Annotated in this window: 34 protein-coding genes; 33 read left to right on the plus strand and 1 reads right to left on the minus strand. The window is 42.3% G+C overall.

The features are described from left to right. The first annotated feature begins 108 nt into the window (after positions 1-108). The 4 genes from G602_RS0101025 (at position 109) to G602_RS24725 (ending at position 4626) form a co-directional block, all read left to right on the plus strand. A complete protein-coding gene (locus tag G602_RS0101025; protein WP_026657229.1) occupies positions 109-1323 on the plus strand; it encodes an LL-diaminopimelate aminotransferase in 1215 nt (404 codons plus the stop codon). 44 nt (positions 1324-1367) lie between these two features. After that, positions 1368-2189 carry a YlmH family RNA-binding protein gene (locus G602_RS0101030; RefSeq protein WP_049944991.1) on the plus strand — a complete coding sequence of 274 codons (822 nt, stop codon included), beginning with the start codon at positions 1368-1370 and terminating at the stop codon, positions 2187-2189. A gap of 205 nt (positions 2190-2394) precedes the next feature. Further along, entirely contained in the window at positions 2395-3633 is a 1239-nt protein-coding gene (locus tag G602_RS0101035; RefSeq protein ID WP_026657232.1) for a bacterial transcriptional activator domain-containing protein, read from the plus strand. 144 nt (positions 3634-3777) lie between these two features. Then, positions 3778-4626, plus strand: a complete 849-nt coding sequence (locus tag G602_RS24725) for a GTP pyrophosphokinase (protein WP_081675791.1) — start codon at positions 3778-3780, stop codon at positions 4624-4626. Between the two features lie 107 nt (positions 4627-4733). On the opposite strand, the gene G602_RS0101045 is transcribed toward G602_RS24725, so the two are convergent. Then, positions 4734-5597 (minus strand): class I SAM-dependent methyltransferase, encoded by an 864-nt coding sequence (locus G602_RS0101045; protein ID WP_026657233.1) that lies wholly within the window; start codon positions 5595-5597, stop codon positions 4734-4736. A gap of 517 nt (positions 5598-6114) precedes the next feature. Between G602_RS0101045 and rpsJ the strand changes: the two genes are divergently transcribed. The 29 genes from rpsJ to rpsD all read left to right on the plus strand — a co-directional run bounded on the left by rpsJ (position 6115) and on the right by rpsD (position 20678). Further along, entirely contained in the window at positions 6115-6426 is a 312-nt protein-coding gene (gene rpsJ / locus G602_RS0101050; protein ID WP_022761340.1) for a 30S ribosomal protein S10, read from the plus strand. Positions 6427-6572: 146 nt separating this feature from the next. Further along, positions 6573-7256 carry a 50S ribosomal protein L3 gene (gene rplC / locus G602_RS0101055; protein ID WP_026657234.1) on the plus strand — a complete coding sequence of 228 codons (684 nt, stop codon included), beginning with the start codon at positions 6573-6575 and terminating at the stop codon, positions 7254-7256. Between the two features lie 26 nt (positions 7257-7282). Then, positions 7283-7906 (plus strand): 50S ribosomal protein L4, encoded by a 624-nt coding sequence (gene rplD / locus G602_RS0101060; RefSeq protein ID WP_026657235.1) that lies wholly within the window; start codon positions 7283-7285, stop codon positions 7904-7906. Further along, complete coding sequence (gene rplW, locus G602_RS0101065) at positions 7906-8205, plus strand: 50S ribosomal protein L23 (protein WP_026493605.1); 300 nt, start codon at positions 7906-7908, stop codon at positions 8203-8205. The genes rplD and rplW overlap by 1 nt, the downstream gene beginning before the upstream one ends. A gap of 88 nt (positions 8206-8293) precedes the next feature. Continuing rightward, positions 8294-9136, plus strand: a complete 843-nt coding sequence (rplB, locus tag G602_RS0101070; protein ID WP_026657236.1) for a 50S ribosomal protein L2 — start codon at positions 8294-8296, stop codon at positions 9134-9136. A gap of 33 nt (positions 9137-9169) precedes the next feature. Further along, entirely contained in the window at positions 9170-9454 is a 285-nt protein-coding gene (gene rpsS, locus G602_RS0101075) for a 30S ribosomal protein S19 (RefSeq protein WP_026657237.1), read from the plus strand. Between the two features lie 40 nt (positions 9455-9494). Continuing rightward, positions 9495-9881 (plus strand): 50S ribosomal protein L22, encoded by a 387-nt coding sequence (rplV, locus tag G602_RS24730; protein WP_022761334.1) that lies wholly within the window; start codon positions 9495-9497, stop codon positions 9879-9881. 20 nt (positions 9882-9901) lie between these two features. Beyond that, positions 9902-10573, plus strand: a complete 672-nt coding sequence (gene rpsC / locus G602_RS0101085; protein ID WP_026657239.1) for a 30S ribosomal protein S3 — start codon at positions 9902-9904, stop codon at positions 10571-10573. Beyond that, on the plus strand, positions 10573-11010 hold the full coding sequence (gene rplP, locus G602_RS0101090; protein ID WP_026657240.1) for a 50S ribosomal protein L16: 438 nt from the start codon (positions 10573-10575) through the stop codon (positions 11008-11010). The genes rpsC and rplP overlap by 1 nt, the downstream gene beginning before the upstream one ends. Next, positions 11000-11203 carry a 50S ribosomal protein L29 gene (gene rpmC / locus G602_RS0101095; RefSeq protein ID WP_022761331.1) on the plus strand — a complete coding sequence of 68 codons (204 nt, stop codon included), beginning with the start codon at positions 11000-11002 and terminating at the stop codon, positions 11201-11203. The genes rplP and rpmC overlap by 11 nt, the downstream gene beginning before the upstream one ends. A 24-nt stretch (positions 11204-11227) precedes the next feature. Further along, positions 11228-11482, plus strand: coding sequence for a 30S ribosomal protein S17 (gene rpsQ, locus G602_RS0101100; protein ID WP_026493609.1), 255 nt, complete (start codon positions 11228-11230; stop codon positions 11480-11482). Between the two features lie 33 nt (positions 11483-11515). Beyond that, a complete protein-coding gene (rplN, locus tag G602_RS0101105) occupies positions 11516-11884 on the plus strand; it encodes a 50S ribosomal protein L14 (protein ID WP_026493610.1) in 369 nt (122 codons plus the stop codon). 11 nt (positions 11885-11895) lie between these two features. Beyond that, a complete protein-coding gene (gene rplX, locus G602_RS0101110; protein ID WP_026493611.1) occupies positions 11896-12207 on the plus strand; it encodes a 50S ribosomal protein L24 in 312 nt (103 codons plus the stop codon). A 22-nt stretch (positions 12208-12229) separates the two neighbouring features. Further along, the gene (rplE, locus tag G602_RS0101115) at positions 12230-12769 is read left to right on the plus strand and encodes a 50S ribosomal protein L5 (RefSeq protein ID WP_022761327.1); all 540 of its coding nucleotides are present in this window, start codon (positions 12230-12232) and stop codon (positions 12767-12769) included. A gap of 19 nt (positions 12770-12788) precedes the next feature. After that, complete coding sequence (locus tag G602_RS0101120) at positions 12789-12974, plus strand: type Z 30S ribosomal protein S14 (protein WP_022761326.1); 186 nt, start codon at positions 12789-12791, stop codon at positions 12972-12974. Positions 12975-13059: 85 nt separating this feature from the next. Beyond that, positions 13060-13461 carry a 30S ribosomal protein S8 gene (gene rpsH / locus G602_RS0101125; RefSeq protein ID WP_026493612.1) on the plus strand — a complete coding sequence of 134 codons (402 nt, stop codon included), beginning with the start codon at positions 13060-13062 and terminating at the stop codon, positions 13459-13461. Between the two features lie 15 nt (positions 13462-13476). Next, positions 13477-14016, plus strand: coding sequence for a 50S ribosomal protein L6 (rplF, locus tag G602_RS0101130; RefSeq protein WP_026657241.1), 540 nt, complete (start codon positions 13477-13479; stop codon positions 14014-14016). 19 nt (positions 14017-14035) lie between these two features. Beyond that, complete coding sequence (gene rplR / locus G602_RS0101135) at positions 14036-14404, plus strand: 50S ribosomal protein L18 (RefSeq protein ID WP_026657242.1); 369 nt, start codon at positions 14036-14038, stop codon at positions 14402-14404. A 16-nt stretch (positions 14405-14420) separates the two neighbouring features. Then, entirely contained in the window at positions 14421-14930 is a 510-nt protein-coding gene (gene rpsE, locus G602_RS0101140) for a 30S ribosomal protein S5 (protein WP_026493614.1), read from the plus strand. 29 nt (positions 14931-14959) lie between these two features. Next, positions 14960-15163: a 50S ribosomal protein L30 gene (gene rpmD, locus G602_RS0101145; RefSeq protein WP_022761321.1), complete on the plus strand. Its 204-nt coding sequence runs from the start codon at positions 14960-14962 to the stop codon at positions 15161-15163. Between the two features lie 15 nt (positions 15164-15178). Beyond that, positions 15179-15619 (plus strand): 50S ribosomal protein L15, encoded by a 441-nt coding sequence (gene rplO, locus G602_RS0101150; RefSeq protein ID WP_026657243.1) that lies wholly within the window; start codon positions 15179-15181, stop codon positions 15617-15619. Further along, positions 15619-16935, plus strand: coding sequence for a preprotein translocase subunit SecY (gene secY, locus G602_RS0101155; protein ID WP_026657245.1), 1317 nt, complete (start codon positions 15619-15621; stop codon positions 16933-16935). Before rplO ends, secY begins: the two co-directional genes overlap by 1 nt. 95 nt (positions 16936-17030) lie before the next feature. Further along, entirely contained in the window at positions 17031-17672 is a 642-nt protein-coding gene (locus G602_RS0101160; RefSeq protein WP_026657246.1) for an adenylate kinase, read from the plus strand. A gap of 18 nt (positions 17673-17690) precedes the next feature. Beyond that, the gene (gene map, locus G602_RS0101165) at positions 17691-18452 is read left to right on the plus strand and encodes a type I methionyl aminopeptidase (RefSeq protein WP_026657247.1); all 762 of its coding nucleotides are present in this window, start codon (positions 17691-17693) and stop codon (positions 18450-18452) included. A gap of 36 nt (positions 18453-18488) precedes the next feature. After that, entirely contained in the window at positions 18489-18707 is a 219-nt protein-coding gene (gene infA, locus G602_RS0101170) for a translation initiation factor IF-1 (RefSeq protein WP_022761316.1), read from the plus strand. A gap of 117 nt (positions 18708-18824) precedes the next feature. Further along, positions 18825-18938: a 50S ribosomal protein L36 gene (rpmJ, locus tag G602_RS29625; protein WP_022754357.1), complete on the plus strand. Its 114-nt coding sequence runs from the start codon at positions 18825-18827 to the stop codon at positions 18936-18938. Between the two features lie 163 nt (positions 18939-19101). Then, positions 19102-19470 (plus strand): 30S ribosomal protein S13, encoded by a 369-nt coding sequence (gene rpsM / locus G602_RS0101175; protein WP_022761315.1) that lies wholly within the window; start codon positions 19102-19104, stop codon positions 19468-19470. Between the two features lie 60 nt (positions 19471-19530). Further along, positions 19531-19929 carry a 30S ribosomal protein S11 gene (gene rpsK / locus G602_RS0101180; RefSeq protein ID WP_022761314.1) on the plus strand — a complete coding sequence of 133 codons (399 nt, stop codon included), beginning with the start codon at positions 19531-19533 and terminating at the stop codon, positions 19927-19929. 155 nt (positions 19930-20084) lie between these two features. Continuing rightward, on the plus strand, positions 20085-20678 hold the full coding sequence (gene rpsD / locus G602_RS0101185) for a 30S ribosomal protein S4 (protein ID WP_026657248.1): 594 nt from the start codon (positions 20085-20087) through the stop codon (positions 20676-20678). Positions 20679-20696 lie beyond the last annotated feature (18 nt).

Below are 20696 nucleotides of genomic sequence, written 5' to 3' on the forward strand. Positions count from 1 at the left end.
TTGTAAATTATATCAGGTAAAAGGCAAAGGCGTCTTGGACATATGTGTTCAAGGCGCCTATTTTTGTGTAAATCCTACTATTTGATTATGAAAAGGAGACAATGAAGCATGGCTAGAGTTAATAATAATTATTTGAAGCTTCCAGGAAGTTATCTGTTTTCTACTATAGGAAAAAAGGTGAAGGAGTTTTCCGAAAAGAATCCCGACAAGGAGATTATCAGACTCGGAATCGGTGATGTTACGCAGCCCCTTGCGCCTGCTGTTATAGATGCTCTTCACAAGGCTGTTGACGAGATGGGAAATGCTGACACCTTCATGGGTTATGCTCCTGATCTTGGATACGATTTTCTCAGAAATGTTATTTCGGAAAAGGATTTCAAGGCACGCGGATGTGATATTTCTCCCGATGAGATTTTTGTATCAGATGGTGCTAAGAGCGACTGTGGCAATATCCAGGAAATCTTCGGACTTGATAACAAGATAGCAGTGACAGATCCTGTGTATCCTGTCTATGTTGATTCAAACGTAATGGCAGGAAGAACCGGTGAATATGATTCAGAGCTGGAGAGATTCCGTGATGTAATCTACATGAAGTGTACTAAGGAGAATGGATTTGCGCCTGATATTCCGGATGAAGTTCCGGATTTGATTTATCTGTGTTTCCCTAATAATCCCACCGGAGCAGTTATGAATAAAGAACAGCTGCAGACATGGGTAGACTATGCTAACGAACATGATTCCGTAATTCTGTATGATGCAGCTTATGAATCATATATTTCAGAGGCTGATATTCCACACAGCATTTATGAATGTGAGGGTGCTAAGGAATGTGCTATTGAGTTCAGATCCTTCTCAAAGACAGCAGGCTTCACAGGATTAAGACTTGGGTATACTGTAATACCTAAGGAGCTTACAACTGGCGGAGAAAAGCTGTGGCCTCTATGGGCAAGACGCCATGGAACCAAGTATAATGGTGCCCCATATATTGTACAGCGAGCAGGTGAGGCAGTATATTCTGAGGCAGGAAGAAAACAGGTTGAAGAGCAGATTGCATACTACATGCAGAACGCAAAGATTATCAGCGAAGGTCTGAAGGATGCGGGCTTTGAAGCATATGGCGGAGTAAATGCACCTTATATCTGGATGAGAACACCTGACAACATGACAAGCTGGGAGTTCTTTGATTATCTTCTTGAAAAAGGAAATGTTGTAGGAACACCCGGATCAGGCTTTGGCCCCTCCGGTGAGCATTATTTCAGACTTACGGCTTTCGGAAGCAGAGAGAATACAATAAGAGCGATCGACCGCATAAAAAGTTTGTAATTTGTGGTAAAATGAGAGGACGTTGGTTAAGGACGAATCTCATTTTGGTAAAGTCGATAGCGGTTATGAATAATGATAAGATTTTGCTTGGCAGAATAAGAGATCTGGCAAGAAGAGCATATGAAAATAATTATGTTACACACACGGAGTTTTTATCAGGCTCTGAGCTTTATGATGTGAGTTCCATGTGCGTGGCGAATGGCATGATCACAGGCGACAGTCAGATTGATGGAGTGAATTATGTCGTATATGGAGGCACATCAGAGGCGGAAAGGTCTGTGATGTGCTTTCTTCCGTCTTATCTGGATAAGGAGACATTCCTTCTTCAGGAGGAGTCTGAGGCTGAAGTTATAAGCTGCATTTTGATAGAGCCTGTGAATAAAAAGTTTGCGGATGAGCTTACTCACAGGGACTTTTTGGGAGCTCTCATGAATATGGGGATCGAGAGAAACAGAATAGGCGATATAAGAACGGATCAGACCAGAGGATATGTGTTTGTTATGAAGGAAGTTGCACCTCTTATATGTGATGAGCTCTGCAGAATAAAGCACACCACAGTAAAATGCAGGGAAGTTCCCGTGGGAGAGTGTGATATTATTCCTGAATATCAGGAGCTGGAGGGCACGGTTTCATCCGAGAGGCTTGATGCAATACTTGCACTTGTCTATAAGCTTAGCCGTAGCAAAGCACAGGAGCTGGTGGAGTCAGAATCTGTTTTTGTCGATGGAAAAACTGCATACTCAGCGGGATATGATCTCAAGGAGGGAGCGAGAGTTTCTGTTCGGGGCTACGGAAAATTTGTATATGATGGTGTTCAGAAATCTACCAGAAAGGGGAGACTTTCTGTAAAAATAAAGAAATATTAGTGCTGAAAACAAATCATCTTTTGGGGGTATTTTTTCATTATTTTACAAAAATATCAGAAATTATTATCATACGATTAAATGGCATGGTATAATTATTGACGTTAAACAATATGTTTTCATAAGAGAACAGTATTTTGTCAGAAAGGGAGAAGGCATTGTTGTATAAAAGCTTTGGGGGAAGCTTCATCAATGTTATGTGAGGGACATGAAGAAAACAAAACTTTACATCAAAACATTAGGCGGATTTGGGATTTTATGTAACGGGAAAGAAATCACTCTTGGCAGAAACCGTGCATCCAAGTACATTCAGCTGGTTGCCAGAGTTTTCACAGCAGGCGCTGACGGGGTGATGAAGGAGGATCTTCAGGATGATATTTATTCCGAAGATCTGAATGTGAAGAGTAATCTCAATAACAGTATGAACAACCTGATATACCAGTTCAGGAAGGTTGCTGAGAAGGCCGGAATTCCCGGAGGCAATTTGATTGCTTTTGCGGATGGTATGTATAAGGCTGATCCTGATATTGATGCAAATACAGATACTGTTGAATTTTTGAAATATATAAATAATGCAAAGAAGGCTTCGAAAGAAGCCGATAAGGCAAACTATTATCGCAAGGCTTTTGATATATATAAGGGAGACTTTCTTCCGGAGCTTAATGAACTCTACTGGATATCCAAGAAGAGTGAGGATTTAAGGACCGTATATGAAGAATGCGTTGACTACCTTGCGGACTATTACATGAATAATGGCGATTATGAAAATATGGCTCATGTTTTTCATAATGCAGCCGAGATAGATCCCGATTGCGAGTGGCAGGTAGGAGAGATAAATGCATACAGACTCATGAAGGATTACCGCAAGGCGTATTCTCTCTATGAAGATATGATCAGATACTATGCTGAGGAGCTCGGAATCACACCTACTGAAAATATGCAGCGCTGCTATCAGGACCTTCAGGATGCTGCTTTTTCGGGAAAAAGCGGTGAGGAAGATGAGGCAGCAGGCGAGAATTCCCTTAAGAGCGGACTCATTGCAGATGAAGAGGAAGAGGGCGGACCTTATGAATGTCTTTTCCCGGAGATGAGTGCTTCATATCATATATTAAGCAGAAATATGGAGAGACATGGACTTACTGTTTTCCTCTTACTCCTTACAATCGCGGACTATGAAGGCAAGGAGATAAGGCAGGAGGAAAAAGCTGAGAGAAGAATGGAGGCCCTCAGGGATGCTATAAATGATACTCTTCGTCATGGTGATGCTTTTTGCAGATTTTCAAGAACGCAGTACCTTGTACTTCTTACAGGAACAGGTGTGGAGGAGTGCATGCTTGTTCACAGAAGACTTCAGGATAAACTGAAGGACCTTGCGGGCCCCAGAGCCACCTTGAATTACAGAATCATTTCCTATGCAGATATGACTGCAGAGGGCGAGCACGAATAAAGAAATTATTTTTCAAATTATTTATATTTTTGTGGGCTTTTTGCATTAACATAATAAAAGCTTTACAGATAATTAATAATTCACAGAATGATAGTGATATAATTAAAATTGAGGGGGCATAATTAGCAATTTGGAGGAATGCCCATGGCTATTGGAAATCTTGATTTGACGTCGCTCGACAGGACGCTGATGACCAATGAGCAGAAGTCACTGTTGAACGTAAGCAACGTGTCTCAGAAGGAAATCGAGCAGCTGCTCATAATGAGAGGGCAGGTGCAGGAATTCCAGATCATGATGATGAAGTATGATTGTGCATTATCTGAGGTGAGAACCAAGCTGGAGGTATTAAATAAGGAACTCTCACTTAAAAACAATCGTAATCCATTTGAAAGTATTAAAAGCAGGATTAAGACACCTGTAAGCATATATGATAAGTTGAACCGCAAAGGGATACCTTTTTCCATAGAAAATATAGAGAGCAATATTTCAGATATTGCCGGTTGCAGGGCTGTCTGTTCATTTGTGGATGATATCTATATGGTTGCCGATTGTCTTAAGAAGCAGGATGATGTTGAAGTTCTGGTTGAAAAGGATTATATTGCAACACCCAAGGATAGTGGGTACCGAAGTCTGCATCTTATTATCGAAACACCAATCTTTCTGACTGATGTCAAAGAGATGATGAAGGTAGAGGTACAGTTCAGGACTATTGCTATGGATTTCTGGGCGAGTCTTGAGCACAAAATGAAATATAAGAAAAATATTGAAAATGCAGAGCTTATCTCGGAGGATCTTAAGTTCAGTGCAGACCTTATAAACCAGCTTGACAGAAGAATGCAGCAGATTCGTGAGAGGATTGATGCCGGAGACGGTAAGCCTTACGGAATGACTCCTACAGAGGAGGAAGAGAGAGCTGACTCAGAGACAATGGAGATTATTCGTCGTGAGATTCAGGCCGAGCAGAAGGCTATGGAATCAAGGAGGAAGAAGTAGTTCTTTCTATATTAAAACCTTAATGAAATAATAAAAGCCATTACGGAGTCGATAACCGTAATGGCTTTTTTAATGCCTGTATCTGTTATGTTGAAACGACAGTTCACTCAGCAGGCAGTCCATCGTCCGCTTGCACCGCAGGGAAGGACAAGACCATTTGATGAAACGGGAAGCCCTACCTCGTCAGCTTCGACGGTTCCCTTGTGAAGAGGATCGATCGCTGTATGTATCATATAGGAAAGAACAGCCGGCTGCAGACCTGTTGTATATGAATTAATAAGGAAAAAGAGAGGCTTATCTGAAAGGAGCTGAGCGCTTCTTAATATAAGATCATATACACAGTCCTCAATTTTCCAAATTTCTCCCTTGGGACCTCTGCCGTAGGAAGGGGGATCCATAATTATTCCATCATAGTGGTTACCACGTCTGATCTCACGATCAACGAACTTGCCGCAGTCGTCCACAAGCCATCTTATGGGCGCATCCGCAAGACCTGATGAAGCAGCGTTCTCCTTTGCCCACTGAACCATTCCCTTTGCAGCATCAACGTGTGTGACAGCAGCTCCTGCCTTGGCAGCTGATACTGTAGCTCCGCCTGTGTATGCGAAGAGGTTGAGAACCTTTATAGGCCTGTCAGCATTTTTTATAAGATCCGAGAACCAGTCCCAGTTGGCAGCCTGCTCAGGAAAAAGGCCTGTGTGTTTGAAGCTGAAGGGCTTTAAATGAAAAGTAAGTTCCTTATAATTAATAGTCCATTCTTCGGGGAGGGAACGAAAATCCCATTCGCCGCCGCCTTTATTGCTTCTCTGGTAGCGGGCGTTGAACTTCTTCCATCCCATATGCTTCCTCTTTGTATTCCATATTACCTGGGGATCAGGACGCACCAGCATATAGTCGCCCCAGCGCTCGAGCTTCTCACCATCGGAGGTGTCAATAACTTCATAGTCCTTCCAATTATCTGCAATCCACATAAAAACTCCTTATTAAAAACTAGATCATTGCAATTCTACAAACATATTATATAATATACGGAGTTTCTTCCATATAATAATAGAAGAAACATTTACCAATTTTATCTAAAAATGCATAAAATGGTAGAGTATGCAAGAAAAAGATTAAAAAACATCAAGCTTAAATAGCTAAAATTGCCTATTTTTAATAAAAAGAGATTAATTTTGAAAATAACACTTGCATAGAATAAAAAAATGATATATAGTAACACATGCTGTGACATGATAGCTGTGAAGCGTGAGGTTGCTGTCTTATCCAGTGAGACAGGTTTTCCGTGGAGCGAATGTCAAGAGACCTTATGGTCAGACAATCTGACGACAAGTCACTGTACAAACAATATGTCTGTAAGCTTAGCGAGCAGAAACGACGTGTGAAAGAGATTGGTTAAATTTGAGTCCATGACACACACGGGAGAGTGTACAGTCACCGCTTGTCGTACTTATCTAATTAAAGTGCGAAAAGGAGGCGACTTTTTTTATGGCAAATCAGGTAATGAGAATTACACTTAAGGCGTATGATCATCAGCTCGTAGATGCTTCTGCAAAGAAGATCATCGAGACAGTTAAGAAGAACGGATCTCAGGTTTCCGGACCTGTACCGCTTCCTACAAAAAAGGAAGTAGTAACAATCCTTCGTGCTGTACATAAGTACAAGGATTCCAGAGAGCAGTTCGAGCAGAGAACTCACAAGAGACTGATTGATATCATCACACCTACACCTAAGACAGTTGAGGCTCTTCAGAGATTAGAGATGCCCGCAGGTGTAAACATCAACATCAAGATGAAATAATTCATCGGTAACTAATGTAAACCTCTACTAGTATGATGCGAGACGCATGATGCCGTGATACTGGAGAGTTGTTTGAAAAGAACAATTGAAGCGACATTGCGAACGATTTAAGCATCCGCTGTAGATGTAATAAGGAGGTAAATACAATGAAGAAGGCTATCTTAGCTACGAAGGTCGGTATGACACAGATCTTCAACGAAGACGGTTCACTTGTACCTGTAACAGTTCTTCAGGCTGGTCCCTGTGTAGTAACACAGATCAAGACAGTTGAGAACGATGGTTACAGCGCAGTTCAGGTTGGCTATGTTGATAAGAAAGAAAAGATCATCAACAGAGACAAGAACGGCAAGAAGACAATCGTACATGCACATGGTGTAAACAAGGCTCAGCAGGGTCACTTCAAGAAGGCAGGCGTATCCTGCAAGAGATTCGTTCGCGAGTTCAGATTTGAGAACGCATCTGAGTATGAGCTTGGAAGTGAGATTAAGGCAGACATCTTCGCCGCTGGTGACAAGATCGATGCAACTGCAACATCAAAAGGTAAGGGATTCCAGGGCGCTATCAAGAAGAATGGTCAGCACAGAGGACCTATGGCCCATGGTTCAAAGTTCCACCGTCATCAGGGTTCTAACGGATCCAGTTCAGATCCGAGCCGTGTATTCAAGGGAAAAGGAATGCCTGGTCACATGGGTTGCGTAAAGGTAACAGTTCAGAATCTTGAAGTTGTTCGTGTAGATGCTGATAAGAATCTGATCCTTGTTAAGGGCGCAGTACCCGGACCTAAGAAGGGACTTGTAACAATCAAGGAAACCACAAAGGTTGAGGCATAACTTTTCACGAAAGGAGGAACATACAGATGGCTAACGTATCTGTTTATAATATGGAAGGCAAAGAAGTTGGCAGCATAGAGCTTAATGATGCCATTTTCGGAGTTGAAGTTAATGAACATCTCGTACATCTTGCAATTGTTCAGCAGCTTGCTAACAATCGTCAGGGTACACAGAAGGCAAAGACACGTTCCGAAGTTAGCGGAGGTGGTCGTAAGCCTTGGAGACAGAAGGGAACCGGTCATGCAAGACAGGGTTCAACAAGATCTCCTCAGTGGACAGGCGGCGGTGTAGTATTCGCTCCCGTTCCGAGAGATTACTCTTTCAAAATGAACCAGAAGGAGAAGAGAGCAGCTCTTAAGTCTGCACTTACAGATAAGGTTCAGAACAACAAGCTTATCGTTCTTGACGAGCTTAAGATGGATGAGTTTAAGACAAAGAAGTTTGCAGAGGTTATGAACAACCTCAAGGCTACTCGCAAGGCACTTGTTGTTGTTGCTGAGAACGATGAGAAGGTTGTTAAGTCTGCAAAGAACCTCGCTGAGGTTAAGACAGCGCTTACAAACACAATCAATGTATACGATATCGTAAACGCTCATACACTCGTTCTTACAAAGGACGCAGTTTCAAAGATTGAGGAGGTGTATGCATAATGGCAGCATTACAGTATTATGACGTAATCCTTGAGCCTGTGCTCACAGAGAAGAGCATGAACGCTATGGGTGAGAAAAAGTACACTTTCTTCGTTCATCCTGAAGCTAACAAGACTCAGATAAAGGAAGCAGTTGAGAAGATGTTCGAAGGCGCTAAGGTTTCTAAAGTAAACACACTTAACGCAAACGGCAAGCTTAAGAGACGCGGAATGACCTACGGCAGAACAGCTAAGATCAAGAAGGCAATCGTACAGCTTACAGCTGATAGCAAGGACATCGAGATTTTCCAGGGACTTTGATAATAACTAATTAACTATACGCACAGGATCAATACAAAGTCCGGATCCGGGTTTATAACCGTGCGTGATATCAAAAAAGGAGATTATCATGGGAATTAAGAAATACGGCCCATATACACCGTCCAGAAGAAACATGACAGGTTCTGATTTCTCAGAAATCACAAAGAAGACTCCTGAGAAGAGCCTCCTTGTTTCAAAGAATTCAATCGCTGGACGTAACAACCAGGGTAAAATTACTGTAAGACATCGCGGTGGCGGTGGAAGAAGAAAATACAGAATCATCGACTTCAAGCGTTATAAAGATGAGTGCACAGCAAAGGTTATCGGTATCGAGTACGATCCTAACAGAACTGCAAACATCGCACTGCTTGAGTATGAGGATGGCACAAAGGCTTACATCCTTGCTCCTCAGGGACTTAAGGATGGCATGACAATCATGAATGGTCCTGATGCGGAAGTTCGTATCGGTAACTGCCTCCCTCTTGCAAACATTCCTGTCGGTGAAAGCGTACACAACATCGAGCTTTATCCCGGTAGAGGCGGTCAGCTTGTTCGTTCAGCTGGTAACTCTGCACAGCTCATGGCTAAGGAAGGTAAGTATGCAACACTTCGTCTTCCTTCAGGCGAAATGAGACTTGTTCCGATCGAGTGTCGTGCAACAATCGGTACAGTAGGTAACATTGATCATAACCTTATCAACATCGGTAAAGCTGGTCGTAAGCGTCACATGGGCATCCGTCCTACAGTTCGTGGATCAGTTATGAACCCGAATGATCACCCGCATGGTGGTGGTGAGGGTAGAGCACCTATCGGTCGTCCCGGCCCGTGCACTCCTTGGGGTAAGCCTGCTCTTGGTTACAAGACACGTAAGAAGAAAAAGGCTTCTAACAAGATGATCATCAGAAGAAGAGACGGTAAGGCAATCAAGTAATTGATGCCAGGTTGATAGAAAAGGAGAATGACAATGTCAAGATCACTTAAAAAGGGACCTTTCGCAGATGCAAGTCTTCTTAAGAAGATTGATGCAATGAATGCAGAGAATCAGAAGCAAATCGTTAAGACATGGTCCCGTCGTTCCACGATTTTCCCTTCCTTCGTTGGACACACAATCGCTGTTCATGACGGAAGAAAGCATATTCCGGTATATGTAACGGAAGATATGGTTGGTCACAAGCTTGGTGAGTTTGTTCCTACAAGAACCTACAGAGGTCATGCAGGAGCTACCGAGAAGAAGGGCGGAGTTCGCTAAGTCCTGTGACTTGGTTCAACATTGAAAGGAGGTTAAATCTATGGCAACAGCACATAGATCTCAAGTAAAGAGAGAGAGAAATGCTCAGAAGGATACAAGACCTTCAGCAAAATTATCTTACGCAAGAATCCCTGTTCAGAAGGCATGCTTCGTAATGGATGCTATCAGGGGTAAGGACGTTGAGACAGCACTTGCTATCCTGGAGTACAATCCGAGATACGCTTCCAGCGTTATTTATAAGTTACTTAATTCTGCAATCGCAAATGCTGAGAACAACAACGGCATGAACAGAGCTAATCTGTACATTGCAGAGTGCAATGCAAGCAATGGCCCGATTATGAAGAGAATTCAGCCTAGAGCTCAGGGTAGAGCTTACAGAATTCAGAAGAGATTAAGCCATTTGACTGTAATTCTGGATGAGAGATAAGAAAGGAGAAAGTAAGTTCAATGGGACAGAAAGTTAATCCTCATGGCCTCAGAGTCGGCATCATTGCAGATTGGGATTCCAAATGGTATGCAGAGAATGACGAGTTTGCAGACAATCTTGTTGAAGATTACAAGATCAGAAAGTTTCTGAAGAAGAAGCTTTACGCTGCTGGTATCTCAAAGATCGAGATCGAGAGAGCATCTGACCGCGTTAAGGTAATCGTTTATACAGCAAAGCCCGGATTCGTAATCGGTAAGGGTGGCGCAGAAATCGAAGTTACAAAGAAAGAGCTTTCAAAGCTTACAGATAAGAAAGTTCTTGTAGATATCAAAGAAATCAAGAAGCCCGATAAGGACGCTCAGCTTGTTGCAGAGAACATTGCACAGCAGCTTGAGAATCGTGTATCTTTCCGTCGTGCTATGAAGTCATGCATGAGCAGAACAATGAAGACAGATGCACAGGGTATCAAGGCTTGCTGCAGTGGCCGTCTTGGTGGTGCTGATATCGCTCGTAGCGAGTTCTACAGCGAGGGAACAATCCCGCTTCAGACACTTAGAGCAGATATTGATTATGGATTTGCTGAGGCAGATACAACCTATGGTAAGGTTGGTGTTAAGGTATGGATCTATAAGGGTGAAGTACTTCCTACTAAAGCATCCGGGAATTCAGATAAGGAAGGGAGCGATAAATAATGTTAATGCCGAAGAGAGTAAAGCATCGTAAGCAGTTCCGCGGTTCTATGGCTGGTAAGGCTACACGTGGTAACAATATTGCATACGGTGAGTATGGAATAGTAGCGCTTGAGCCCTGCTGGATTCGTTCAAATCAGATCGAGGCAGCCCGTGTCGCTATGACTCGTTTCATCAAGCGTGGTGGTCAGGTTTGGATCAAGATTTTCCCTGACAAGCCTGTTACAGCAAAGCCTGCTGAAACTCGTATGGGTTCCGGTAAGGGTTCTGTAGATTACTGGGTAGCAGTTGTTAAGCCTGGACGTGTAATGTTTGAAATCGGCGGAGTCGATGAAGAAGTTGCAAGAGAAGCACTTCGTCTTGCAACACACAAACTTCCTTGCAAGTGCAAGATCGTTTCAAAGGCTGATTTGGAAGGCGGTGCATCCAATGAAAACTAATAAATATGTAGAAGAGCTGAAAGCTAAGTCTGCTGAGGAACTCAGCCAGGAGCTTGTATCAGCTAAAAAGGAACTTTTTAATCTGAGATTCCAGAACGCAACTAACCAGCTGGACAACACAGCAAGAATTAAAGAGGTTAGAAAGAACATTGCTAGAATTCAGACTGTGATCACTCAGAAAGCAGCACAGTAATTGGAATCCTGAAAGGAGTATATCGTGGAAAGAAATTTAAGAAAAACGCGTGTTGGTAAAGTAACAAGCGATAAGATGGATAAGACCATCGTTGTTTCCATCGAAGATCATGTAAAGCATCCTCTTTACAAGAAGATCGTAAAAAGAACCTATAAGCTGAAGGCTCATGATGAGAACAATGAGTGCCGTATAGGTGATACAGTCAAGGTTATGGAAACAAGACCGATCTCTAAAGATAAGAGATGGAGACTGGTTCAGATTATTGAGCGTGCTAAGTAATTAGCTGATAGTTGATTATAAAGGAGAAATAACATGATTCAGCAGGAAAGCAGACTTAGAGTTGCTGATAACACTGGTGCAAAAGAGCTTTTGACAATTCGTGTTATGGGCGGTTCTACAAGAAGATATGCGAGAATCGGCGATGTAGTTGTTGCTTCGGTTAAAGAAGCAACACCAGGCGGCGTTGTAAAGAAGGGTGATGTTGTTAAGGCAGTTGTAGTACGTACTGTTAAAGAGACTCGCCGTAAGGATGGTTCTTACATCCGTTTCGATGAGAACGCAGCTGTTATCATCAACGATGAAGGTAACCCGAAGGGAACTCGTATTTTTGGACCCGTTGCAAGAGAGCTTCGTGACAAGAAGTACATGAAGATTCTTTCTCTCGCTCCGGAAGTATTATAAGGAGGCACCGAATGTCTACAAGTAAGATTAAAAAGGGCGATACTGTAAAGGTTATCGCTGGTAAGAGCAAAGATAAAGAAGGCAAGGTACTCTCCGTTGACACAAAGAATGGTAAGGTAGTAGTTGAAGGCGCTAACATGATCACAAAGCACACAAAGCCTTCAGCATCCAACCCCAACGGTGGTATCATTCAGCAGGAAGCTCCCATGGACATCTCCAACGTTATGTATGTTCACAAGGGAAAGGCAACACGTGTTGGTTTCAAGGTTGAGGACGGTAAGAAAGTCCGCATCGCTAAGTCAACCGGTGATGTCATTGACTGATAAGGAAAGGAGGTAAGGAGCTTTGAGTAGATATAAGGATTTATACAAAGACGAGATCGTGAGCGCTATGACAAAGAAGTTCGGTTATAAGAATGTTATGGAAGTTCCGAAGCTCGATAAGATCGTAATCAATATGGCTGTAGGAGAAGCTAAGGAGAACGCTAAGGTTCTTGAGAACGCTGCAAACGATATGCAGATCATCTCCGGTCAGAAGCCTGTTTATACAAAGGCTAAGAAGTCCATCGCTAACTTCAAGATAAGAGAGGGTATGCCGATCGGATGTAAAGTAACTCTTCGTGGTGAGAAGATGTACGAGTTCATGGATCGCCTCGTTAACCTTGCACTTCCTCGTGTCCGCGACTTCCGTGGTGTTAACCCGAACGCATTTGATGGCAGAGGAAACTATGCTCTTGGTATCAAAGAGCAGCTCATCTTCCCTGAGATCGAGTATGATAAGGTAGATAAGACAAGAGGTATGGATATCATCTTCACAACAACTGCCAAGACTGATGAAGAGGCTCGTGAACTTTTAACACTCTTCAACATGCCTTTCGCTAAGTAATTAAGGAGGAATCGAACACATGGCTAAATTATCCATGAAGGTAAAGCAGCAGATGAAACCTAAGTTTTCTACACGTGCATACAACCGTTGCAGAATCTGCGGTCGTCCCCATGCTTATCTTAGAAAGTACGGAATTTGCAGAATTTGTTTCCGTGAGTTAGCTTACAAGGGTGAGATCCCCGGTGTACGTAAGGCTAGTTGGTAATAAAAAACATTGCGGCTTCGTGTCTCTGTGCATACAGGCACAGTAAGGCGGAGCAATAATAGAAAATTAAGGAGGCTTTTTCAAAATGGCAATGAATGATCCTATTGCAGATATGCTTACAAGAATTCGTAATGCGAACACTGCAAAGCATGATACAGTTGACGTTCCTTCTTCAAAGATGAAGCTTGCTATCGCAAACATTCTTCTTGACGAAGGTTATATTAAGAAACTTGATGTTGTTGAAGAGAATGGTTTCAAGAACCTTCACATCACACTTAAGTACGGTGCTGACAGAAATGATAAGGTTATCACCGGTCTGAAGAGAATTTCCAAGCCTGGTCTTCGTGTATACGCAGGCAGAGATGAGCTCCCGAGAGTACTTGGTGGTCTCGGAATCGCTATCATTTCTACAAACCAGGGTGTTGTAACTGATAAAAAAGCAAGAGAGCTCCAGGTTGGTGGTGAAGTTCTTGCATTTGTATGGTAAATTGGAGGTACGGGCATGTCACGAATTGGAAAAATGCCAATCGCAATTCCTGCTGGTGTAACAGTAGAGGTTGCAGAAAATAATAAGGTGACTGTTAAGGGTCCTAAGGGCACTCTTGAAAGAGTTTTCCCTGCTGAGATGCAGTTTGAGCAGAAAGATGGTCAGATCGAAGTTAAGAGACCTGACGATCAGAAGAAGACCAGAGCGCTTCACGGACTTTCAAGAAGTCTTCTGAATAACATGGTTGTTGGTGTTACAGATGGCTATGAGAAGAAGCTTGAAGTTAATGGTGTAGGTTACAGAGCAGCTAAGAGCGGTAATAAACTCACCTTAACCCTTGGCTATTCACATCCTATTGAACTCGATGATCCTGAAGGAATCGAGACAGTTGTAGATGGTAATGCTATTATCGTCAAGGGAATAGATAAAGAAAAGGTTGGCCAGCACGCAGCTATCATCAGAGAGAAGAGAGCTCCTGAGCCGTATAAGGGCAAGGGAATCAAGTACGCTGATGAAGTTATCCGCCGCAAGGTTGGTAAGACCGGTAAGAAGTAAGAGATAAGGAGAGTAAAAAATGGTTAGTAAAGAATCCAGACAGAAAAGTCGCGAAAAGAAGCATCTGAGAATTCGCAATCGTTTCAGCGGCACTGCTGAAAGACCGCGTCTTGCAGTTTTCAGAAGTAATAATCATATGTATGCTCAGGTTATCGATGATGTTGCCGGTAAGACACTCGTTTCTGCTTCCACACTTGAGAAGGACATTAAGTCAGCTCTTAAGGTTACAGATAATGTTGAAGCCGCTGCATACGTTGGTGATGTTGTTGCTAAGAGAGCAATGGAGAAAGGTATCAAGACTGTTGTTTTCGACAGAGGCGGTTACATCTACCATGGTAAGGTAGCAGCACTGGCTGAGGCAGCCAGAAAAGCAGGCTTAGAATTCTAAGGAAGGGAGAAAGATAATGAAGCGTACAATCGTTGATGCAAGTCAGCTTGAATTAACAGATAAAGTCGTTACCATCAAGCGAGTTACAAAGGTTGTTAAGGGTGGACGTAACATGAAGTTCACTGCACTCGTTGTTGTAGGTGACGGAAACGGTCATGTAGGTGTAGGTCTTGGAAAGTCTACTGAAATTCCGGATGCTATCCGTAAGGGTAAGGAGGATGCAACCAAGAACCTAATCACAGTTCCGCTTGATGAGAACAACAGTATTACACATGATTTCGTTGGTAAGTTCGGTTCCGCAGAGGTTCTGCTTAAGAGATCTCCTGAAGGTACCGGTATCATCGCTGGTGGTCCTGCTCGTTCCGTATGTGAGCTTGCCGGAATCAAGAACATTCGTACAAAGTCACTTGGTTCTAACAACAAGCAGAACGTAGTATATGCAACCATCAATGGTCTTGCAAATCTTAAGACACCGGAAGAAGTTGCTAAGAAGCGTGGTAAGTCTGTAGACGAAGTTATCGCTTAATAATAGGCAGCTAGTAAAGGAGAAAATCAATGGCAGCTAATAAAGAAAGTGGAAAGATGCTTAAAATCACATTGGTTAAGTCCACTATTGGTGCTGTTCCGAAGCAGGTTGCTACGGTAAAATCAATGGGATTTAAGAAGCTTAACAGCAGTGTTGAACTGCCGGATAACTCTGCAACCAGAGGTCAGATCCAGCAGATCAGACATCTTGTTAAGGTCGAAGAACTGAACTAATAAAGGAGGAAAGTCATGGAATTATCTAATTTGAGACCTGCTGAGGGTTCTGTTCAGAGTGACAATTTCAGAAGAGGCCGCGGTCATGGCTCAGGAAACGGCAAGACTGCAGGTAAGGGACACAAAGGACAGAAGGCTCGTTCAGGTGCTCCGAGACCCGGATTTGAGGGTGGACAGATGCCCCTGTTCCGTCGTCTTCCTAAGAGAGGATTTAAGAACATTAACTCTAAGAATATCGTAGCAATAAATGTAAGTTCACTTGAGCGTTTTGACAACGACAGCGTTGTTGATATTCAGGCGCTTAAGGATAACGGCATCATCAAGCACGAGTATGATGGTGTAAAGATACTTGGAAACGGTGAATTTACCAAAAAGCTTACGGTTAAGGTAAATGCATATAGTGCATCTGCTAAGGAGAAAATCGAAGCTCTTGGGGGAACGGCAGAGGTGATTTGATGTTCACAACCATTAAGAATGCATTCAAAATCAAAGATATACGATTAAAGTTACTGTTCACATTTGCTATGCTTTTAGTGATCAGACTTGGATCAGCAATACCCGTGCCTGGAATGAACGTAACTGTCTTCCAGCAGTGGTTTGCTGAGTTATCCGAAAACAATGCCTTTGGTTTTATGGATCGATTTACAGGTGGTTCATTTGAGAATATGTCAATCCTGGCACTCAATATTACACCTTATATCACGTCTTCCATTATCATTCAGCTTCTCACGATTGCTATTCCTAAGTTTGAGGAATGGCAGCGTGATGGCGAGGATGGAAGAAAGAAGCTTGCAGCTCTTACACGTTATATTACTGTAGCACTTGCTCTTATCGAGTCAGTTGCTATGGCAATAGGTTTCTACAGAAGCAACTTCCTCATTGAGAAGTCACCTCTGTATGTAGTTGAGATTGTTGCAGCTCTTACCGCCGGCAGTGCATTTCTTATGTGGATCGGTGAGCGCATCACAGATAATGGTGTGGGAAATGGTATTTCTATCGTCCTCACAATCAACATTATCTCCAGAATGCCTTCCGATTTAAGCAGCTTGTTCACACAGTTTGTAACAGGCAAAAATATTGCCAGAGGGGTGGTATCGGTAATCATTATTGTTGCAGTTATTGTAGCAATGGTAGTTCTCGTTGTTCTTTTGAACGGTGCAGAGCGTAGAATTCCGGTACAGTATGCGAAAAAGATTCAGGGGAGAAAGACCTATGGTGGAAACCATTCAGAGATTCCGCTTAAGGTTAATACCGCAGGTGTAATGCCTATTATCTTTGCGATGTCCCTCTTCCAGTTCCCGATTATTATCAGCCAGCTCGTTGGCTATAAGGGAACAGGGGCGTGGAGTGAGATCCTTAAATACTTGAATCAAAGCTATTGGTGTGATCCTTCCAATCTGAAGTATTCAATTGGACTTGTTGTATATGTTTTACTGCTTATCTTCTTTGCGTATTTCTATACATCGATCACATTTAATCCGCTTGAAATTGCGGATAATATGAAAAAGCAGGGTGGTTTCATTCCCGGTATTCGTCCCGGAAAGCCCACCAGCGATTATTTAACAAACATTCTGAATTACATCATTTTCATAGGAGCGGTTGGTCTTACCATTATCGGTGTTCTTCCTATCTTCTTTAATGGTGTATTCGGAGCTAACGTATCCTTCGGTGGTACGAGCCTTATCATTGTTGTAAGTGTTATTCTTGAAACGGTGAAGCAGATTGAATCACAGATGTTGGTACGTAATTACAAAGGTTTTTTAGATGATTAAATCATGAGAGGTTTCGAAGCATGTCGAAAGATATGCTTCCTAACCTCTTTATGTGCATTTTGTAACTGTTTGTAAATTTAAAGGAGAGCATAACTATGAAGATTATTATGTTAGGTGCACCCGGTGCAGGTAAAGGAACTCAGGCTAAGATGATAGCTGATAAGTACAAGGTTCCGCACATTTCTACAGGCGATATTTTCAGAGCTAATATCAAAAATGGTACTGAGCTTGGAAAAAAGGCTAAGGAATTTATGGATAAGGGACAGCTTGTTCCCGATGAACTCACAGTTGAGATCCTTCTTGACAGAGTAGCTCAGGATGACTGCAAGAACGGTTATGTTCTTGATGGTTTCCCGCGTACAATTCCTCAGGCAGATGTTCTTGACAAAGAGCTTACAAAGCTTGGCGATAAGGTAGATTGTGCTATAAATGTTGATGTTCCGGATGAAAACATTATCCGCAGAATGTCAGGAAGAAGAGCATGCCTTAAGTGTGGTGCAACATATCATATTGAGCACATCCCTCCGAAGCAGGAAGGTATTTGTGATACATGTGGCAGTGAACTTGTTCAGAGAGATGATGATAAGCCGGAGACAGTAAAGAACCGTCTTACAGTTTATCATGAGCAGACACAGCCCCTCATCGACTACTATACAAAGAAAGATATTCTTAAGACAGTTGATGGAACAAAGGACATGCAGGAAGTTTTCAATGAGATAACAGGTATTCTCGGTTAATAATTGAGGTACAGAGTAATGCCGGTTACCATTAAAACAGACGAAGAATTGAACCTCATGAGAAAGGCAGGAGAACTGCTTGCACAGGTTCATGAAGAGCTGCATGATGCACTCAGACCCGGTATCTCCACTTTAGAGCTTGATGCTATTGGAGAAGAAGCGATTCGCAGTCGTGGTGGTATTCCTAATTGTAAGGATTACGAAGGATATCCTGCTTCAGTATGTATTTCTGTGAATGACGAGGTTGTTCACGGAATACCTAAAGCAGAGACTATATTAAAAGAAGGCGATGTGGTTTCTTTTGATACTGGACTCATATATAAGGGTTATCATTCGGACGCTGCAAGAACCTGGGGAGTCGGTAAAATATCCCCGGAAGCCGAAAAGCTGATTGAAGTTACGAGGCAAAGCTTCTTTGAAGGTATTAAATATGCTAAAGCAGGAAATCGATTATATGACATTTCTAAAGCGATAGATAAATATGTAACTCCCTTTGGATATGGCATAGTTCGGGAACTGACCGGGCATGGAATTGGTACAGAGCTTCACGAAGAACCATATGTACCGAATTTCAGGCAACTGTTTAGAAGAGGAATATTACTTAAGCCCGGAATGACATTGTGTGTAGAACCAATGATAACAATGGGTAAAAGAAAAATTGCTTTTCTTGATGATGACTGGACAGTGGTGACACTTGATGGCTCCATTGCCGCTCATTATGAGAATACAATTGCCATAACACCGGATGGAGATCCAGAGATACTGACAATCATAAAATGAACCATGTAAATGCAATTGAGAAATGAGGTTAAATAAATGTCTAAAGCAGATGTAATTGAAATTGAAGGAAAAGTAGTAGAAAAGCTTCCAAATACAATGTTCAGAGTAGAGCTTGAGAACGGACACATCGTTCTTGCACATATAAGTGGAAAGCTCAGACAGAATTTTATTCGTATTCTCCCCGGAGATAAGGTTACTCTTGAACTTTCACCCTATGATCTTACAAAGGGAAGAATTATTTGGAGAGATAAATAATCAATAAAAAATACTACTTGTAATTCATATATATATATGTTATTATTGAATGCGGTCGTTTTTAAAGGGCTAAAAGTATGCCCTTTTGTACGCATTTATGCCAGAAAGGAGTTACAAATGAAAGTTAGGTCTTCTGTTAAGCCTATGTGCGAGAAGTGCAAGGTTATTAAGAGAAAAGGCGTTATTCGTGTAATTTGCGAAAACCCTAAGCACAAACAGAGACAGGGCTGATTCGAGTCATTTTGACATTACTTTTTGATACCAAGCGTATTGGAAAGATCGGACCAAGCTACTGTCCGATTGGGCTGGCAATGTAGCCCCAATCAAACAAGTAACCTCAGGTTATATCCTGAAAACAGATTAATTATTTTTTATTTATGGAGGAATTTTAAAAATGGCTCGTATTGCAGGTGTAGACTTACCCAGAGATAAGCGAGTTGAGATTGGTCTCACATACATCTATGGTATTGGTAGAACAAGCTCAAACAAAATACTTGCTGCTGCAAATGTAAATCCCGACACACGTGTTCGTGATCTTACAGATGATGAAGTAAAGAAGATTGCCGAGATTATCGGTAATGACTATGACGTAGAAGGTGATCTTAGAAGAGAAATCGCTATGAACATCAAGCGTCTTTCAGAAATCGGATGCTACAGAGGAATCCGTCACAGAAGAGGACTTCCTGTTCGTGGTCAGAGAACAAAGACCAACGCAAGAACAAGAAAAGGTCCCAAGAGAACAATTGCTAATAAGAAGAAGTAATTCTCTTATTACATACAGTAACTTTAGATAATTCATAGGAAGAAAGTAGGTTAGTTTAAAATGGCAAATCAGAAATCAAGTGCTTCTAAAACTAAGAAGCGTGTCAAGAAAAACGTTGAACACGGACAGGCACATATTCAGTCATCTTTCAATAACACAATCGTTACATTGACAGATGCTGCAGGTAATGCTCTTAGCTGGGCAAGTGCCGGTGGTCTCGGTTTTAAGGGTTCAAGGAAATCTACTCCATATGCTGCACAGATGGCTGCAGAGACAGCAACAAAGGCTGCACTTATTCACGGCCTTAAGACAGTTGATGTCTTTGTAAAGGGACCGGGTTCAGGAAGAGAAGCTGCTATCAGAGCTCTTGCTGCAAGTGGTCTTACTGTTACCAGTATTACGGATGTAACTCCCGTACCTCATAACGGATGCCGCCCGCCCAAGCGCCGCAGAGTATAATCCTATTTTGGTATTCATTCAGAGCCTGCGTTTTTACGTCTGGCTCTGATGGAGCATATAGACACTATTAACTTTAAACTCGTTGGATGAAGGCACATGAAGTGCCGTGCTGTAAACAACAGTCAGGATTTTCCTGAACAAGAAAGGAGCCAATAATGGCAGTAAACAGAGTTCCAGTACTTAAGAGATGCAGATCACTTGATTTGGATCCCACATTCCTTGGATATGACAAGAAGTCCAAGAGAACAAACAGCAGAGCAAACAAGAAGATGAGCGAGTATGGACTTCAGCTCCGTGAGAAGCAGAAGGCAAAGTTCATCTATGGCGTTCTTGAGAAGCCTTTCCGTAACTACTACGACAAGGCTGATCGTCAGAAGGGTCAGACCGGTGAAAACCTTATGGTTCTTCTTGAGCGCAGACTTGATAATGTTATTTTCCGTATGGGCTTTGCAAGAACAAGAAGAGAAGCAAGACAGGTTGTTCTTCATAAGTTCATCACTGTAAACGGTAAGGTTGTAAACATTCCTTCATACCTCATCAAAGCTGGTGATGTTATTGAAGTTAAGGAAGCTGCAAGAAGCATCCAGAGATTCAAGGACATCGCTGAGATCACAGCAGGCAGAATCGTTCCTGAGTGGCTTGATGTTAACAAGGAAAAACTTAGCGGAACAGTTAAAGAATTCCCTTCAAGAGATGTAATCGACGTTCCTGTAGACGAAATGTTGATCGTCGAGTTGTATTCTAAGTAATAAATTAGAAACACGATA

The organism is Butyrivibrio sp. AC2005 (assembly GCF_000424145.1).
Classification (GTDB): domain Bacteria; phylum Bacillota; class Clostridia; order Lachnospirales; family Lachnospiraceae; genus Butyrivibrio.